The 16,243-nt window shown below is 72.8% G+C and carries 13 protein-coding genes and 5 tRNA genes; 6 read left to right on the top strand and 12 right to left on the bottom strand.

Annotated features, from left to right (window positions below; translation table 11 throughout):
- Positions 1 to 38 precede the first annotated feature (38 nt).
- Together ACFY16_RS22455 and ACFY16_RS22450 are read right to left on the bottom strand one after the other, a co-directional pair.
- Positions 39 to 860: an aminotransferase class IV gene (locus ACFY16_RS22455; protein WP_390648915.1), complete on the bottom strand. Its 822-nt coding sequence runs from the start codon at positions 858 to 860 to the stop codon at positions 39 to 41.
- 109 nt (positions 861 to 969) lie between these two features.
- Positions 970 to 2,007 carry a chorismate-binding protein gene (locus ACFY16_RS22450; protein ID WP_390648914.1) on the bottom strand — a complete coding sequence of 346 codons (1,038 nt, stop codon included), beginning with the start codon at positions 2,005 to 2,007 and terminating at the stop codon, positions 970 to 972.
- Positions 2,008 to 2,184: 177 nt separating this feature from the next.
- Here ACFY16_RS22450 and ACFY16_RS22445 point away from each other — a divergent pair.
- From ACFY16_RS22445 to ACFY16_RS22425, 5 genes are all read left to right on the top strand, one after another.
- A tRNA-Gly gene (locus ACFY16_RS22445) sits at positions 2,185 to 2,257 on the top strand.
- 38 nt (positions 2,258 to 2,295) lie between these two features.
- Positions 2,296 to 2,369, top strand: a tRNA-Cys gene (locus ACFY16_RS22440).
- Position 2,370: 1 nt separating this feature from the next.
- A tRNA-Val gene (locus ACFY16_RS22435) sits at positions 2,371 to 2,442 on the top strand.
- A 35-nt stretch (positions 2,443 to 2,477) separates the two neighbouring features.
- Positions 2,478 to 2,549 (top strand) — tRNA-Val (locus ACFY16_RS22430).
- 43 nt (positions 2,550 to 2,592) lie between these two features.
- Positions 2,593 to 2,664: transfer RNA gene (locus ACFY16_RS22425), tRNA-Val, on the top strand.
- 47 nt (positions 2,665 to 2,711) lie between these two features.
- Here the strand turns inward: ACFY16_RS22425 and ACFY16_RS22420 are convergent.
- The 4 genes from ACFY16_RS22420 to ACFY16_RS22405 form a co-directional block, all read right to left on the bottom strand.
- On the bottom strand, positions 2,712 to 3,008 hold the full coding sequence (locus tag ACFY16_RS22420; RefSeq protein WP_390648913.1) for a zf-TFIIB domain-containing protein: 297 nt from the start codon (positions 3,006 to 3,008) through the stop codon (positions 2,712 to 2,714).
- A gap of 80 nt (positions 3,009 to 3,088) precedes the next feature.
- Positions 3,089 to 4,030, bottom strand: a complete 942-nt coding sequence (locus ACFY16_RS22415; RefSeq protein ID WP_390648912.1) for a phosphotransferase family protein — start codon at positions 4,028 to 4,030, stop codon at positions 3,089 to 3,091.
- Positions 4,031 to 4,342: 312 nt separating this feature from the next.
- The gene (locus ACFY16_RS22410) at positions 4,343 to 4,537 is read right to left on the bottom strand and encodes a hypothetical protein (protein ID WP_390648911.1); all 195 of its coding nucleotides are present in this window, start codon (positions 4,535 to 4,537) and stop codon (positions 4,343 to 4,345) included.
- Positions 4,538 to 4,734: 197 nt separating this feature from the next.
- Positions 4,735 to 5,010, bottom strand: coding sequence for a hypothetical protein (locus tag ACFY16_RS22405; RefSeq protein ID WP_390648910.1), 276 nt, complete (start codon positions 5,008 to 5,010; stop codon positions 4,735 to 4,737).
- Between the two features lie 196 nt (positions 5,011 to 5,206).
- Between ACFY16_RS22405 and ACFY16_RS22400 the strand changes: the two genes are divergently transcribed.
- A complete protein-coding gene (locus tag ACFY16_RS22400; RefSeq protein WP_390648961.1) occupies positions 5,207 to 6,640 on the top strand; it encodes a protein kinase in 1,434 nt (477 codons plus the stop codon).
- Between the two features lie 19 nt (positions 6,641 to 6,659).
- Here the strand turns inward: ACFY16_RS22400 and ACFY16_RS22395 are convergent, their stop codons facing one another.
- The 6 genes from ACFY16_RS22395 to ACFY16_RS22370 form a co-directional block, all read right to left on the bottom strand.
- The gene (locus ACFY16_RS22395; protein ID WP_390648909.1) at positions 6,660 to 7,478 is read right to left on the bottom strand and encodes a TrmH family RNA methyltransferase; all 819 of its coding nucleotides are present in this window, start codon (positions 7,476 to 7,478) and stop codon (positions 6,660 to 6,662) included.
- A 64-nt stretch (positions 7,479 to 7,542) separates the two neighbouring features.
- Positions 7,543 to 8,775: a uroporphyrinogen-III C-methyltransferase gene (gene cobA / locus ACFY16_RS22390; RefSeq protein WP_390648908.1), complete on the bottom strand. Its 1,233-nt coding sequence runs from the start codon at positions 8,773 to 8,775 to the stop codon at positions 7,543 to 7,545.
- Between the two features lie 175 nt (positions 8,776 to 8,950).
- Complete coding sequence (gene cobT / locus ACFY16_RS22385) at positions 8,951 to 12,949, bottom strand: nicotinate-nucleotide--dimethylbenzimidazole phosphoribosyltransferase (RefSeq protein ID WP_390648907.1); 3,999 nt, start codon at positions 12,947 to 12,949, stop codon at positions 8,951 to 8,953.
- A gap of 347 nt (positions 12,950 to 13,296) precedes the next feature.
- A complete protein-coding gene (gene cbiE, locus ACFY16_RS22380) occupies positions 13,297 to 14,508 on the bottom strand; it encodes a precorrin-6y C5,15-methyltransferase (decarboxylating) subunit CbiE (RefSeq protein ID WP_390648906.1) in 1,212 nt (403 codons plus the stop codon).
- Between the two features lie 89 nt (positions 14,509 to 14,597).
- A complete protein-coding gene (locus ACFY16_RS22375) occupies positions 14,598 to 15,245 on the bottom strand; it encodes a GNAT family N-acetyltransferase (protein WP_390648905.1) in 648 nt (215 codons plus the stop codon).
- A gap of 127 nt (positions 15,246 to 15,372) precedes the next feature.
- Complete coding sequence (locus tag ACFY16_RS22370) at positions 15,373 to 16,209, bottom strand: MetQ/NlpA family ABC transporter substrate-binding protein (protein WP_390648904.1); 837 nt, start codon at positions 16,207 to 16,209, stop codon at positions 15,373 to 15,375.
- Between the last annotated feature and the right edge of the window lie 34 nt (positions 16,210 to 16,243).

The following is a 16,243-nucleotide window of genomic DNA, read 5'->3' as shown; positions in this document are numbered from 1 at the left end:
CGCCGTGGCGGACCCCGTCAGCCCATTTTTCCCTGGTCTTACGGATCGAGGTCGTCCCCGGACCGCTCGTCGAAGATCCGCATGGCCTTGGCGGTCACCGGGCCCGGCGCGCCGGGGAGTTCGCGCTCGTCGACGCGGTGCACGGCCTGCACGTCCCGCAACGTGGAGGTGAGGAAGACCTCCTCCGCCCGCTCCAGGACGTCCAGCGGCAGGTCGGTCTCCTTGGCACCCGTCCACTCGACGGTCAAAGCGCGCGTGATGCCCGCGAGGCAGCCGGAGGCGACCGACGGGGTGTGGATCTCGCCGTCGAGGACGACGAAGACGTTGGATCCCGTGCCCTCGCAGAGCTGTCCGACCGTGTTGGGGAACAGCGCCTCGGACGCGCCGTGCTGGTGGGCGCGGGCCAGGGCGACGACGTTCTCGGCGTACGAGGTGGTCTTCAGACCGGTGAGCGCGCCGCGTTCGTTACGGGTCCAGGGGACCGTGATCGCTGCGGTGGAGTCGGCGCGGCGGCCGGTCTCGCCGAGCGCGACGACGAGGGTCGGGCCGTGCTCGCCGCGGTCGGACCCCAGGGGGCCGTGGCCGCCGGTGTACGTGATGCGCAGTCGGCCGAGCGGCATCGGGTTGGCCTCGATGACGGCGGCGCAGGCGCGGCGGACCTCGTCGAGGTCGGGGTCGGGCAGGCCCAGGCCACGCGCGGAACGGGTCAGCCGGTCGAGGTGCCGGGTCAGCGCGAACGGCTTCCCGTCCACCGCCTTCACCGTCTCGAAGATGCCGTCGCCCACGGTCAGGCCGTGGTCGAAGACGGAGACGCGGGCGGAGTCGATGTCCTGCAGCCCGCCGTCGAGCCAAAGCTTCACTGGTCTTCACCTCGCGGGATCGTGCCTGGTACGTCGTCGGACGAGTCTTTGCGGCCGGGGGTCCGGGGGTGCCCCCCGGATGGACACAGCACTTCAGTGCCTCTCCATCTCACTCGCCCTCGCTCGCCTCGTAGGTTCCTGACGCTACCGCGAGCAGCCGGGACGCCTTCAGTTCGGTCTCCCGCCACTCCCCCTCGGGGTCGGATCCCCAGGTGATGCCGGCGCCGGTGCCGAAGCGCAGGGCGCCCTCGGCGCGGTCGATCCAGAAGGTGCGGATGCCGACGGCCAGCTCGCCCTCGCCGCGGTCGGCGTCGACCCAGCCGATTCCGCCGCAGTACGGGCCGCGCGGCGCCGTCTCCAGGGCGGAGATGATCCGCAGGGCGCTGGACTTGGGGGCGCCGGTGACCGAGCCGGGCGGGAAGGCGGCGGCGAGCAGTTCCGGCCAGCCGGACCCGGAGCGCAGCTCGCCGCGGACCGTGGAGACGAGGTGGACCAGACCGGGGTGCTTCTCGACGGCGCACAGGTCGGGGACGGTGACGCTGCCAGTGGCGCAGACGCGCCCGATGTCGTTGCGGACCAGGTCCACGATCATCACGTTCTCGGCGTAGTCCTTCTCCAGGAGGTCCGCCTCGGTGCGCCCGGTGCCCTTGATCGGGCCGGACTCGACCACGCGGCCGGCGCGGCGCAGGAACAGCTCGGGCGAGGCCGTGGCGATCTCCACGCCGTGCCGGGGCAGCCGGATCGTTCCTGCGTACGGCGCCGGGTTGCCGCGGGCGAGCAGCGCGGTGAGGGCGGCCACGTCGGCGTCCGGCCCGACACGCGCGGACAGCACGCGGCAGAGGTTCGCCTGGTACACCTCGCCGGCCGCGATGTGCTCGCGGATGCGCCGGACGGCGGCCGTGTACGCGGCACGGTCGAGAGAGGACGTCCAGTCCGTGACCGCCGGTCCGTGCCACGCCCCCGGCACCGGGGCGGGCACCGGCTCCTCCCTCACGTCCGCGAAGCGGGCACAGGTCAGACGCCCCTCGAAGTCCGCGCAGACAGCCCAGAAGCCGGTGGAGTCGAGTGCCGCGGGGTCGCTGGTGACATCGAGCAGTCCGGTGGCGACGCGGTCGCCGAAGCGGGCGAGGGGAGGGAGGTCGAGCACGTTGTCGAGTCTAGGTGGGTGGCCTGCGGGTGGCCCGGCCGTGTCCCCGCGGGGGGCCGGAGCAGGTCCGCAGGTGGACGCAGGGCAGCACGCTGCGCAAACGCGTTTTTGTGCTGGCCCGGGAATCCGCTAGAGTTCAACACGTCGCCGGGACGCGAGAGCGGACCGAAACGACAAGCGGACGTAGCTCAGTTGGTAGAGCGCAACCTTGCCAAGGTTGAGGTCGCGAGTTCGAGCCTCGTCGTCCGCTCGAAGGAACTAGGGGTCTTCCCGATCCCCTACACTCCTGGTGGAGTGGCCGAGAGGCGAGGCAACGGCCTGCAAAGCCGTCTACACGGGTTCAAATCCCGTCTCCACCTCCAAGGACGATTAGCTCAGCGGGAGAGCGCTTCCCTGACACGGAAGAGGTCACTGGTTCAATCCCAGTATCGTCCACTGGCCCGCAAGGGTCTTGATCCGCAAGGATCCCCGCGCGATTAGCTCAGCGGGAGAGCGCTTCCCTGACACGGAAGAGGTCACTGGTTCAATCCCAGTATCGCGCACGCAGTGCCCATGATCGGCTCTCCGGAGTGATCGTGGTCCCGAGGACGATTAGCTCAGCGGGAGAGCGCTTCCCTGACACGGAAGAGGTCACTGGTTCAATCCCAGTATCGTCCACACACCGAAGCCCCCGGCCGTCTCGTACGGCCGGGGGCTTCGTCGTCTCAGGACGAGAACAGCATGTGGCCGAAGCTCTTGTGGCGGTGGTGTCCGCCGTAGTGCCCACCATGGTGGCCGCCGCCGTGCGGGGCGCCCCAGGCGGGCGCCTGCGGCGCGGCGGGGTACGCCTGCGGGGCGGCGGGCGGCGGCGGGGCGGGCTGGGACCACTGGGACTCCAGACGGGTCAGCGCCTCCAGCTCGCCGTAGTCGAGGAAGATCCCTCGGCAGCCACTGCACTGCTCTATCTGGACACCGTTACGGTTGTACGTGTGCATCGGCGCATGGCACTTCGGACACTGCACGGTCGGCTCAACTCCTCGCTGGTCGGTCCTGCTTAGCGTTTCGCCAGGACAGACTCTGTCCGGCTGCGGTCGGTTGCACCCTACTTCGCGAAATCGCGGGCCAACTCCGGGGGGATCGGACCCATTCGGGCACATGCGTCGACAAGGGACAACTCCACCTCGTCCAGAGAGCGGTCCGCGGCGATCGCCTTGACGACGGCCCGGGCGGCGCTCTGCGCGGTGAGGGCGCGGGCCGCGACGTCCAGGGCGGGCCACGGGTCGCCGTCCGCGGGGACGGCGGGACCGCCCGCCGCCCGGTAGGCGGTCAGGAAGCGGGTCCACTCGTCGGGCGGGAGCAGTCCGCAGGCGTACCAGGCCGCCGGGCGGGCCAGGTCCCAGGCCGGGACGCCCACCCCGAGGTCGTCGACGTCGATCAGCTTCCAGGGGCCGCCCGGGGCGGGGTGGCGTACGAGCTGGCCGAGGTGGAGGTCGCCGTGACAGAGGGTGGTGCCGTCGGGCATGGGAGCCTCGGCGCGGGCCCAGGCGGGGAGGAGGGACCAAGCCTGGAGGACGGGGGGTACGGCCGGGTGCGGGGTGCCCGCGGCGCGGAGGAGGGCGAGGGCGCGGGCCGCTTTGACGGGGCCGCGCATGGGGGGCAGTCCGGGCGGGGCGGGACTCCGGTGGAGGCGGGCGAGGAGGGTGGCGGCGGCTTCCCAGGGGGCGGCGTCGGGGTCGTCCGGGTCGACGGGGGCGCCGTACGGCCAGAGGGTCACGAGCCGGCCGTCGACCGGCGTCGGGCTCGGGTCCAGGGGAGGCAGCAGGACGTCCGGCAGGCCGGCGGCGACGGTGAGGCGGCGGGCCAGTTCGGTGGGGGCGGTGTCCGGGGCGTGGGCCTTGGCGACGGTGTCGGCATGGCGGACGACGGTGGCGTCGGGGCGGTCGGCGAGGGTCACTGGGGCGCCGCAGGTGCAGGGGGTGCCGTTCGGGTGGGCCGCTGTTCCGACCTTCGCGGTCAGGGTGGGCAGCAGCGGGTTCGTGGTCACGGAGCTCCCCTGGGGGTTTATGCCTGAGCCTACGTGGGTGTGGTGGCCCGGGGTTGCCGGGTGCGCGGGGTCGGGGCCGAGGGGTGAGTCGCGCGACCCGGCGCTTGCGGAGTGCCGCCCTTCTGCGGGACGGGCGCCGCTCCGGGCGGCACGGCTGCCCGCAGCTCCCCGGTCGGCACGAAGGAAAGACAATGCCGGCGCAGCTCCCCAGCTGCGCCGGCATTTTGTGCCGTCCGCCGCACCCCCGTCCCCACGGGGTTTCATGGGTGGATGTCCCCGCCCGGACCGCTCTTCCGGGCCTGGGGTCGCCGCTCAGCGCCCCAGCATCACTCCCACGGACGACGCCTGTGTGGCCACTGTCTCCCAGCCGTCGAAGACGAGGAGGAGAAGGGCCGCCAGGGGAAGGGCCATGAGTGTCGCCACCAGGGGGTGGCGGCGGCCCGCACGGCGGGGGCGCCTGGTGCGTCCCTGGGTGCGGATCAGTGCCCGCGGTGCCGTGTAGGCCATGGTCCCTCTCCTGACCGTCTCAGTTGTCATTGGCAGCGGCGGGTGTCTGACCTCGGGGGACGAGTGCTGCACCCGCCGCTTGACTTCAAATCTAGGCGGACGGCGCCCGCCGGGCGTCATGCCCTCGTACCGATTGGCGGGCCTCCCCGAGGATGAGCCGTGACCTGCGGAGTACTCCCCTGGGTGGAGACGAGGTCCTAGGAATCGGGGTCTTCCCGGAGGGGCCGTCCGGTGTGCGCCGGCTTTTCCGAGCTGTCTTCACGAGGTACCGGCTGTTCGACCAGAGCCAGGACCCGGTTCGCCATGAACCGGGCGGTGCGGACAACCGAGCCGTTGCGGGTGACTTCGCTCACTTCCACCACGCCCCGGCGCACCGCCGTCTCCACCCGGCGGCCCGCTCTGCTCGCCACCACCTCGTACGTCCGTGTCGTGTCGCCGGCGTCCACGACTATCTCCACGCGGTCACCCTTCACGGGCTCAATCCCCCTTCACTGACGGGTCGTTGGGGGGACGGTCAGTACAAGGCCGTACTGTCCGCACGCTCCCTGACCACTCTTCAATTCTCCCACCCGGCACTGACAATCCATCGGGCCGAGAGGGCGCGGCCTCTGCGCGCGGGCGGCTGTGGAAACGTAAGCTGTGCCACGTCACACGGACCGGGCAGCGGGGATGAACATGGCGATGATGCGCCTGAGGCGCGAGGACCCGCGCGTCGTCGGCTCGTTCAGGCTTCACAGACGCCTCGGCGCGGGCGGGATGGGCGTTGTCTACCTGGGCTCCGACAAGAAGGGGCAGCGGGTCGCGCTCAAGGTGATCCGGCCTGATCTGGCGGAGGATCAGGAGTTTCGCTCACGGTTCGCGCGTGAGGTCTCGGCGGCGCGACGGATTCGCGGGGGGTGCACGGCGCGACTGGTCGCGGCGGACCTGGACGCGGATCGTCCCTGGTTCGCCACGCAGTACGTGCCCGGGCCCTCCCTGCACGACAAGGTCGCCGACGAGGGGCCGCTGGGTGCGGCCGAGGCCGCCGCGATCGGCGCCGCCCTGTCGGAGGGCCTGGTCGCCGTGCACGAAGCCGGGGTCGTGCACCGGGACCTGAAGCCGTCCAACATCCTGCTGTCCCCGAAGGGGCCGCGGATCATCGACTTCGGCATCGCCTGGGCGACCGGTGCCTCCACGCTCACACACGTCGGCACCGCGGTCGGCTCCCCCGGCTTCCTCGCCCCGGAGCAGGTGCGCGGAGCCGCCGTCACCCCGGCGACGGACGTGTTCTCGCTGGGCGCCACGCTCGCTTACGCCTCCACGGCCGACTCGCCCTTCGGACACGGCAGTTCCGAGGTGATGCTGTACCGCGTGGTGCACGAGGAGGCGCATCTGCACGCCGTGCCCGATGCGCTGGCTCCGCTGGTGCGCGCGTGCCTCGCGAAGGCCCCCGAGGACCGGCCCAGCACGCTCGAACTGTCGCTGCGCCTCAAGGAGATCGCGGCCCGAGAGGCCCAGGGGATGGTCGACGGACGTCCGCCCGCGCCGCGCTCTGCCGAGGCGGACCGGCCCACCGGGCGGCTCCCCGAGCCCACTTACCCGGAGCAGCAGCGCGCTGCCGGGCGGCGACCGCCGGGGCAGCCGGGCACGCAGGGGACTCCGCCGCCCCGGGGAGCCGCCCCCTCGCGCGGTCCGGCTCCGGCCGTCAGGGGTGGCGGCACCCCGTCCCGCGGAGGCAGTGCCTCGCGGAGCGGCAGCACGTCGGGCCGGTCCGGAGCGCGGCCCACCCCGGCCTCGCGCAACACGACCCGGTCCGGCAGCGGCAGCCGTACGCCGGGACGCAGCGGTGCGGGTCGTCCCGCGCCCCGGACCACCGGGGCCGGCCGACGGCCGGCCAATCCGCGCCTGCTCCGTCAGCGGCTGTTCGTGTTCATCGTGGTGACGCTGCTCGTCGCGCTCGGCATCGGCGTGGTGCAGGGCTGCCAGGGATCGGCGCGCGGGCTCGGGGGCGACGGCGACGTCGTACGGCGGTCGGCGACGGAGCAACAGCCGCGGGAGTGGTTGGTCGGCCAACTGATGAAGCAGCGGTACGAGTCGACCCTCCGGGCGGACAGCCCGGAGTGACGCGGGCGGCCCCGGCCGTTCAGGACTGCGGGCGGCCCGTCGCCACCGCGTAGAACGCCACCGCGGCCGCCGCTCCCACATTGAGGGAGTCGACGCCGTGGGCCATGGGGATGCGGACCCATTCGTCGGCGGCGACCAGGGCCTGGGTGGACAGGCCGTCGCCCTCCGCGCCGAGCATCAGGGCCACCCGGTCCATCCTGTGCGGAGCGGCCTCGTCGAGGGATTTGGCCTTCTCGTCGGGGGTGAGCGCGAGGAGCGTGAAGCCGGCCTCGCGGACCGAGTCGAGGCCCTTGGGCCAGGTGTCGAGACGGGCGTACGGGACGGAGAAGACCGCGCCCATCGAGACCTTGACGGAGCGGCGGTAGAGGGGGTCGGCGCAGTCCGGGGAGAGCAGGACCGCGTCCATGCCGAGGGCGGCCGCCGAGCGGAAGATCGCGCCGATGTTGGTGTGGTCGTTGACCGACTCCATGACCGCCACCCGGCGGGCGGACCGCAGGAGTTCGGCCGCCGTCGGCAGCGGTTTGCGCTGCATGGAGGCGAGCGCGCCGCGGTGCACGTGGTAGCCGGTGACCTGTTCGGCGAGCTCCGGGCTGACCGCGTAGACGGGGGCCGGGAGTTCGTCGATGACGTCGCGCATGACGTCGACCCACTTGGCGGACAGCAGCATCGAGCGCATCTCGTACCCGGCGTCCTTGGCCCGGCGGATGACCTTCTCGCCCTCGGCGATGAACAGGCCCTCGGCGGGCTCGCGCTTGCGGCGCAGCTCGACGTCGGTCAGGCCCGTGTAGTCGCGCAGGCGCGGGTCGGCGGGGTCCTCAACGGTGATGAGATCGGCCACAGGGTGATACTGCCTTGTCCTGGGTGTGGTGCCAACGGCTCGGAACGGGTTGTGTTACCCGGGGTTACGCGGATGTCCGCGGGCCCACGGCGACGACTTCGCCGATGACGATGACGGCCGGGGGCTTCACGTCCTCGGCGCGTGCGGTCTCGGCGACGGTCGCGAGGGTCGCGTCGACGCGCCGCTGGGCCGCCGTCGTACCCTCCTGGACCAGGGCGACGGGCGTGTCCGGCGACTTGCCGTGCGCGACGAGCGTCTCGGCGATCTTCCCGATCTTGTCGACGCCCATGAGGACGACGAGCGTGCCGGTCAGTTTCGCGAGCGACGGCCAGTCGACCAGGGAGCGCTCGTCGTCAGGGGCGACATGGCCGCTGACCACCGTGAACTCGTGTGCGACACCGCGGTGGGTGACCGGGATGCCGGCCGCGCCCGGCACCGAGATCGAGCTGGAGATGCCCGGCACGACCGTGCACGTGATGCCGGCCTCGGCGAGCGCCTGGAGCTCCTCCATGCCACGTCCGAAGACGTACGGGTCGCCGCCCTTCAGCCGTACGACGGACTTGCCCTGCTTGGCGTGCTCGATCAGCGCGTTGTTGATGGCCTCCTGGGCCATGTAGCGCCCGTACGGGATCTTCGCCGCGTCGATCACCTCGACGTGCGGCGGGAGTTCGGCCAGCAGGTCGCGCGGGCCGAGGCGGTCGGCGATGACGACGTCCGCCTCGGCGAGCAGACGGCGACCGCGGACCGTGATCAGGTCCGGGTCGCCGGGGCCGCCGCCGACGAGGGAGACGCCCGGGGTACGGGTGCGGTGGTGCGGGGCGACGAGGGTGCCGTCGCGCAGGCCCTCCACGACCGCGTCGCGGATGGCTGCGGTGTGCCGGGGGTCGCGGCCGCGCGCGTCCGTGGTGAGTACGGCCACCGTGACGCCCTCGCTGTGGCCGGTGGCCGGGGTCCAGGCGGTCGCCGCGTCGGCGTCGTCGGAGCGGACGCACCAGACGCGGTGCGCCTCCGCCTCGGCGGAGGCGCGCGTGTTCGCCTCGGGGTCGCTGGTGGCGATCAGGGCGTACCAGGCGTGCGCGAGGTCGCCGTCGGCGTAGGGGCGCTTCTCCCAGGTGATCTCGCCCGCGTCCGCCATGGCCTCGACGGAGGGGGTCGCCTCGGGGGACACCAGGAGGATGTCGGCGCCCGCCGCGATCAGCGCCGGAAGGCGACGCTGGGCGACCTGCCCGCCACCGAGGACGACCACTCGGCGGCCGGTGAGACGGAGGCCTACGGGGTAGGCGGGGTGTTCGGCCATGAGGGGCGGCTCCTCGTCCTGGCGGTGCGATGGGCGCTACGGCTCTGGAGCGGCCCTGACGTGCGGATTTTAGACGTGGGTTCAGCGTACGGCGGGGGCGGGGGCAGGCGACGGAGCGCCTGGCCACCCCACCCCCGTCCTTGTGCTCGGCTACTTCTCGGTGACGCGTTCCTGGCTACTTCTCCGTGACGCCCGCCGAGTCGAACGTCGCCACCTCGTGCATCGCTCGCGCCGTGCTCTGCACCAGCGGGAGGGCGAGCAGGGCGCCCGTGCCCTCGCCGAGGCGCAGGTCGAGGTCGACCAGGGGGCGCAGGCCAAGCTTGTTGAGGGCCGCCACGTGGCCCGGCTCTGCGCTGCGGTGGCCCGCGATGCAGGCCGCGAGGACCTCGGGGGCGATCGCGCGGGCGACCAGGGCGGCGGCGCCCGCGCTGACGCCGTCCAGGATCACCGGGGTGCGCAGGGAGGCGCCGCCCAGGAGGAGGCCGACCATCGCCGCGTGTTCGAAGCCGCCGATGGCCGCGAGGACGCCGATGGGATCGGCCGGATCCGGCTGGTGGAGTTCCAGGGCGCGGCGGACGACCTCGGTCTTGCGGGCCAGGGTCTCGTCGTTGATGCCGGTGCCCCGGCCGGTGACCTCGGCGGGGTCTACGCCCGTGAAGACCGAGATGAGCGCGGCCGACGCCGTGGTGTTGGCGATGCCCATCTCGCCCGTGAGCAGCGCCTTGTTGCCGGCCGCCACCAGGTCGCGGGCGGTCTCGATGCCCACCTCGATGGCCTGCTTGGCCTCCTCGCGGGTCATCGCGGGGCCGGTGGTCATGTCGGACGTGCCCGCGCGGACCTTGCGCGGCAGCAGACCCGGCGTGGCCGGAAGGTCGGCGGCGACGCCCACGTCGACGACGCAGACCTCGGCGCCCACCTGTCCTGCGAAGGCGTTGCAGACCGCTCCCCCGCCCAGGAAGTTGGCCACCATCTGGGCCGTGACCTCCTGCGGCCAGGGCGTGACGCCCTGGGCGTGCACGCCGTGGTCGCCCGCGAAGATCGCGACGGCCGCGGGCTCCGGGATCGGCGGCGGGCACTGCCGGGACAGGCCGGACAGTTGGGCGGAGATGATCTCCAGCATGCCGAGCGCACCCGCCGGCTTCGTCATGCGCTTCTGCCGCTCCCAGGCCTCGCCGAGCGCCTTGGCGTCCAGCGGGCGGATCCCGGCGACGGTCTCGGCGAGCAGGTCGTGCGGGTCCTCGCCGGGCAGCGCGCGGCGGCCGTACGTCTCCTCGTGCACGACCCAGGACAGCGGACGGCGCTTGGACCAGCCCGCCTGCATCAGCTCGGGCTCGTCCGGGAACTCGTCGACGTACCCGACGCACAGGTAGGCGACGACCTCCAGGTGGTCGGGCAGGCCGAGGGCGCGGACCATCTCGCGCTCGTCGAAGAAGCTGACCCAGCCGACACCGAGGCCCTCGGCGCGGGCGGCGAGCCAGAGGTTCTCCACCGCGAGCGCGGAGGAGTACGGGGCCATCTGCGGCTGGGTGTGCCTGCCGAGGGTGTGGCGGCCGCCGCGGGTCGGGTCGGCGGTGACGACGATGTTCACGGGGGTGTCGAGGATCGCCTCGATCTTCAGTTCCTTGAACTGCTTCGCCCGCCCCTTGGGCAGCGACTTGGCGTACGCGTCGCGCTGACGCATGGCCAGCTCGTGCATCGTGCGGCGCGTCTCTGCCGAACGGATGACGACGAAGTCCCAGGGCTGCGAGTGACCCACCGACGGGGCCGTGTGGGCCGCCTCCAGCACGCGCAGCAGCACCTCGTGCGGGATCGGGTCGCTGCGGAAGCCGTTGCGGATGTCGCGGCGCTCGCGCATCACCCTCAGGACGGCCTCGCGCTCCGCGTCGTCGTAGCCGGGGGCCGCCGGGCCGGTGGACTCTCGTGCTTCTTCCACTGCGGCCGTGCTCTCTTCTTCCTGGTCTTCCTGTTCGGCGGCCCTGGTGTCCAGGTCCTCCGCTTGCTGTACGACGTCGGGGTCGGGCTCCGGGTCCGGGGGGGCCGGGACGGGAGCGGGGTCGGCCTCTCGGGGGGCGGGGACCATCGCGACGGGTTCCGGTGCGTGGGGTGCCTGCGGTTCCGGTGCCTGCGCGGGGAGGACGATGGGGTGCGGCGGAGTCGGGGCGAGGTGCGGGGTGGTCGGCACCTGGCCCTCGACCGGCACGAACTCGCCCATGGGCCGGTCCGGCTGTGGCTCCAGGGGGATCGTGCCGGGTACGTCCGCGGCCGGAGGCTGGACCTCGTCCTGGGCGTCGGCGGCCACGGGGGCCGGCCGGGCCGGGGGCTGCGCCTCCTGCGGCGTCTGCTCCGGCCCCGTGACCTGGTCGGTGTCCGCGGACTCGGGCGACTCCTCGGCAGACGCGGCGACGTCCTCGGCGGGAGCCGGGCTCTCGTCCGCGGGGTGCGGAGGCCGCGCGGCGTCCAGGGCCGACGGCACGGGCGCGAACGCCATGGCTTCCGGCCCGGGGGCAGGCTCGACCGTTTCGGGAGCCTGAGCGGGCTGGGGTGCGGCGGCCTCGGGGACGGCCGGTTCCTGGACCTGCGGGGCCTCGGGCCCTGCGTATTCGGGTGCCACGGCCTCGGCGACCTGGGCGCTCTGCGCGACAGCCACCGCTTCGGTGCCCTGCGGGCTCCCAGGCGTGACCTCGGCCGGTGCGGCGGGCGCGGGTTCGGGAGCCTGCACGGTCTCGGGCGCGTGCGCCTCCGCCGACGGGGCGACGGCCTCCGCGGCCTGGTCGGCAACCGGTACGTCGGACGGCGCGGGAGCCTGCTCTGCGGCACCAGGAGCCTGCGCAGCATCCACCACCACGGCGGTGCCGGTGGCCTGCTCATCCTCTACGGCCACTGCGGCACCGGGACCCTGCGCAGCGTCTACGACCGCTGCGCTACCGAGCACCTGCGCAGCGTCTACGGCAATCACGGCACCGGCGTCCTGCGCGGCCTCCGAGACGGGCTCGGGGGCTGGGACGAGGGCGGCATCCGCAGCCGCAACCGCCCCGTGGGCCTGGTCCGCGTCCGCGACCGGTTCGGGGCCGGGGACCTGGCCGGCCTCCGCGGCCGCTACAGGGCCGGGGGTCTGACCGGTCTCCGTCACGGCTGCAGGACCGGGGATCTGACCGGTCTCCGTCACCGCACCAGGACCGGGACCCTGACCGGCTTCCCTCCACACGGCGGGCCCTTGGACCTGACCGGCCTCCACGACCGCTTCAGGCCCCTGAACCCGACCGGACTCGGACTCCCCAGCCGCCTCAGGGCCAGGAACCCGGCCGTCGGCGCCCGCAGCCGCCGCTGCCGCCGCAGCGCCGAGAGCATGCCCCTCGTCCTCGGCGGAACCGGCGCCGGGGTCGTGCACGGCGGCGGGCACCTCTCCCGCATCCTCGCCGTGCGCCGCGCCCACGGGCTCAGCCGCCTCCGCGGCGAACGCGGGCGCGGCGACCGGACCGGACGGTGCGGGGGCGACCGCGTAGCCGCCGTCCTGCGCCTGCGGCGGCACCTGGGCCGTCGCGGCGACCGCCTCCGTGGCGATGCGGGCCATGACGGCCTGGGCGGCGCCGACCGGCTCCGGCTGCTGCTCCACAGGCGGAACAACCGTTTCCGCGGGGGTCGCCCCGAGGCCCACCGGCGGCTGCGCCGCGGTCGGTGCGCCCCAGGGCGCGGCGCCCTGCGGAGGCGTCTCGCGCAGCTGCTGGACGTCGAGGTACTCGGGGCCGGTGGTCGACGGGCCCTGCTGCCGTACGGGCGCGCCCGCGGGGCCGCGGTCGGCGAGGGAGCGGACCGGGCTGGCGGAGGCGTCGGGGATCGGCGGGCCGAGGTGCAGAGGCCTGCGGGGCTGGGACGGCGTCGAAGGAGGCGTCGGGTTGGGCAGGCGGACGCCGCTGAGGTCGACCGAGCCGCTGTCACGGCCGGCCAGCTCGTGCGGGCCCGGTTCGTGGACGGCCTCGACGACCGGTTCGGGCACCGGCGGAGCCACTTCGTTGCCCCAGGCGCTCTGGGCGCCCGGCAGTAGCAACAGGTCTTCGTCCTCGGCGGTGGTTTCGGAGAGGTAGGTGTACGCACCCGGCGCGGCGACGCCCGGCTGCTCCACCATGCCTGCGTTCTCCGGCAGCCCCTCGCCCGGGATCTGGCCGGTGTCGGTCATGCGTACCCCTCGCCCATCGGTTAGTGCCTCTACGACCAGCTCACCGGGAACGGCGCACCGACCGCCCCCGCAGTGAAGAACGAGCGTGCATGCCCAGCGGCACGAACGAGCCGACCGTAAAAGGCGACAAAGCCATTAGGTGGCATTGTCCCGGCCGTTCCGCCGTCGCGACAGCTTGATCCGCGCCAGCCCGCTGTGGACTGCGCCACGTTGCGCGTCCTCCGGTTCTGCCGTACCACACTCACCCCAAAACGGGCAGGTTTTCCGGACATTGACGAACGAAGCTCCGGGCCACCGGGTGAGGTACAACGATCGGCCAGCCTACCGCGCGCGGTACGACAACAGGATCACGGGGCGCGATCGGGGAGAACCCCGCTGAGCAGGAACGCGACGCTCCGCTCCGTCTCCGTCCAGGCCCGGGTGTCGAGTTCGACGGACTGGAGGAGGGCGCACTCGACGTGGTAACCGTGCTCCGTCAGGTCCCGGCCGATGACTTCGGCCGCGTCGCGGTTCGCCGCGTGCGTGACGATGCGCTGCGGCCGGCGGTCGGCGACCGCGGAGACCACGGCCGCTCCCCCGCCGGCGACCCGGACGACGTCCGGTTCGGGGAGGCGCTCCAGGACGTGCGGGGCGGTGCCGTGGACGATCTGGAGCTGGACGCCGTGGCGGCGCGCGGCCGCGTCGGTGCGGCCGCAGGCCCGCGGGTCCCGGTCCACGGCGATCACGGCGGCGCCGGCCCGGGCGGCCTCGGTGGCGAAGGCGCCGCCGCCACAGCCGATGTCCCACACGAGGTCGCCGACCCGCGGGCCGAGCCGGGCGAGTTGGGCGGCCCGGAGCAGATCCGTCTCGCCCTCGCCGAGCGGCCCGTCGTAGGCCTCGGGGGGCAGGGTCCAGCCGCGCGGTCCGGCGGCCGGGTCGCGGCCGGCGATCCAGCCGCCGCCGTGGCTCGCGCTCACGGGTCCGCCGAGGACGATGACGACGTTCGGGTCGCGCCAGGTGTGGTCGGCGGCCTTGTCGGAGGTGACGACGGAGACCTGTTCGCGTTCGGTGCCCAGTTCCTCGCAGATCACGAAGGTGCGGTGGACGCCCTCCAGGAGGAGGCCGAGTTCCGCGGGGCCGGCGCCGGGTGAGGTGAGGACCGCGACCTTGGTGTGGGCGCGGCACACATTCACCGCGCGTCGCAGGGTGCGGCGGTGTGCGACGACCACCTGGGCGTCGTCCCAGGGCATTCCGGCCCGGGCGAATGCGGCGGCCACGGAGGAGACGGCGGGGACGACCTCGACCTCGAGCCCGAAGTCGGGCGCGCGCAGGGTCCGTACGACGCCGAAGAAGCCGGGGTCGCCGTCGGCGAGCACGACCGCGGTGCCGCGGTGGCCGGTGATACGGCGGGCGGCGAGGTCGACGCTGCCCAGCCGGACGCGTTCGGCGCCGGGCGGGACCTCGGGCAGCGCCAGGTGGTGGGCGGCGCCGGCCACGAGTGTGGCGGCACCCAGGGCTGCGCGTGCCGCGGTGGTCAGCGGCGAGCCGTCCCAGCCGATCACCGTGACCCGGTCGGCCATCGTCGTCAGTCTCCAGGGGTCTCGCGCAGGTCGTCAGGGGGACAGCCCGCAGGGGGCTCCGTGAGGGTACCTGGTCGAGGGCTGCCGGTTCAGTTCCAGTCGGTGTAGGCGGTGTACGACGTGAAACTGCCGCTGTCGGACAGCTGCTCCCCCGCGCCCTCCAGGTCCTCGGGCAGCAGACTCCAGACGATGAAGTCGGTGCGCACGTCGACCCAGGTGCCGTCCTCGGCGCGAGTGCGCGCTATACAGGCGTTGCGCAGGACGCCCTCGCTGATGCAGCCGATCTTCTGGGCGACCTGCTGCGAGGCCGTGTTGTCGGCCGCCGTGCGCAGCTCGATGCGCTCGAACTTCTGGTCCGTGAAGAGCCATTGGGCGGTGGCGAGCGCTGCCTCGGACGCGTAGCCCTCGCCGCGTGCCCAGGAGGCGACGATGTACGACAGCTCGGTGGACCGGACGTGCCAGTTGGTCTTGCCCAGCTGGATGATGCCGACCAGGCGCTGGGTGAGGAACTCGGTGACGGCGAGGTCGAGGCCCCGTCCCGCGACGCGCTGGGTGGGGGCGTACTCGGTGATCCAGGTGCGGGCGGCGTCCTGCGTGAAGGGCTGGGGCACGTTCGTCCAGGCCGCGACCTGCTCGTCGTTCATCATCTCGGCCAGGGCGGGGATGTCGTCCTCGTCGAGGGGACGCAGCACCAACCGCTCCGTGCTGATGGAGATGTTGGGGAAGGTGCTCGTCATGCGCCGCTCCGTAACCTTCGAGTCGTCAGGTCCTGCTGAACTGCCCAGCATGCAGCATGACGGCACGGAACCGCACGACGGGGTCGACTCCCGTCGAGGAGTGGACCCCGTCGTGCGGCAACCCGTCCTAGAACGAGGCGATGACCGAACCGTCGTACTTGTCCTGGATGAACTTCTTGACCTCTGCGGAGGTGAGGAGCTTGGCGAGCTTCTGCACGCGCGGGTCCTTCTCGTTGCCCTTCTTCACGGCGAGGAAGTTGCCGTAGGGGTTGTCCTTGGCGGACTCCAGGACGAGGGCGTCCTTCGCGGGCTTCAGGTCGGCCTCGATGGCGTAGTTGCCGTTGATGACCGCGGCGTCCACGTCGTCCAGGGAGCGCGGGGTCTGGGCCGCCTCCAGCTCCTTGAACTTGAGGTTCTTGGGGTTCTTGGTGATGTCGGCGGGGGTCGCCTCGGTGCCGACGCCGTCCTTGAGGGTGATGAGCCCGTTGGCGGCGAGCAGCTTGAGGGCGCGGGCCTCGTTGACGGTGTCGTTCGGGACGGCGACGGTCGCACCGCTCTTCAGGTCGTCGGCGCTCTTGAACTTGTGGGAGTAGAGGCCGAGCGGCTCCAGGTGCACCGTGACGACGGGCACGATGTGGGTGCCGTTCTTCTTGTTGAAGTCGTCGAGGTACGGCTGGTTCTGGAAGTAGTTGGCACCCACGGAGCCGTCCTCCGTCGCCGTGTTCGGCGTGACGTAGTCCGTGAACTCCTTGACCTCCAGGTCGAGGCCCGCCTTCTTCGCCAGGTTGTCCTTGACGTAGTCGAGGATCTCGGCGTGCGGGGTCGGGCTCGCGGCGACGACCAGCGGTCCGCTGTAGTCGGAGGCGGAGGAAGCGGAGTCCTTGTCCGAACCGCAGGCGGTGAGCCCGAGGGTGAGGGCTCCGGCGGCGAGGACGGTGGTGGTGATCTTGACGGTGTTACGCACGAAAAGTGCCTTTCCTTATGGGTGGTGCGACCCC

The sequence above is a fragment of the Streptomyces sp. NPDC001315 genome (assembly GCF_042896175.1).
GTDB lineage: Bacteria > Actinomycetota > Actinomycetes > Streptomycetales > Streptomycetaceae > Streptomyces.
Note: the sequence above shows the minus strand (reverse complement) of the source record. Positions and strands in the feature narration are given on the sequence as shown.

What these genes read in the sequence shown, in the direction of transcription:
- ACFY16_RS22400 (WP_390648961.1), top strand. Translation starts at nt 5,207, where the DNA reads ATGAACATGGCGATGATGCGCCTGAGGCGCGAGGACCCGCGCGTCGTC.
- cobT (WP_390648907.1), bottom strand. Translation starts at nt 12,949, where the DNA reads ATGACCGACACCGGCCAGATCCCGGGCGAGGGGCTGCCGGAGAACGCA.
- cobA (WP_390648908.1), bottom strand. Translation starts at nt 8,775, where the DNA reads ATGGCCGAACACCCCGCCTACCCCGTAGGCCTCCGTCTCACCGGCCGC.
- ACFY16_RS22375 (WP_390648905.1), bottom strand. Translation starts at nt 15,245, where the DNA reads ATGACGAGCACCTTCCCCAACATCTCCATCAGCACGGAGCGGTTGGTG.
- ACFY16_RS22410 (WP_390648911.1), bottom strand. Translation starts at nt 4,537, where the DNA reads ATGGCCTACACGGCACCGCGGGCACTGATCCGCACCCAGGGACGCACC.
- cbiE (WP_390648906.1), bottom strand. Translation starts at nt 14,508, where the DNA reads ATGGCCGACCGGGTCACGGTGATCGGCTGGGACGGCTCGCCGCTGACC.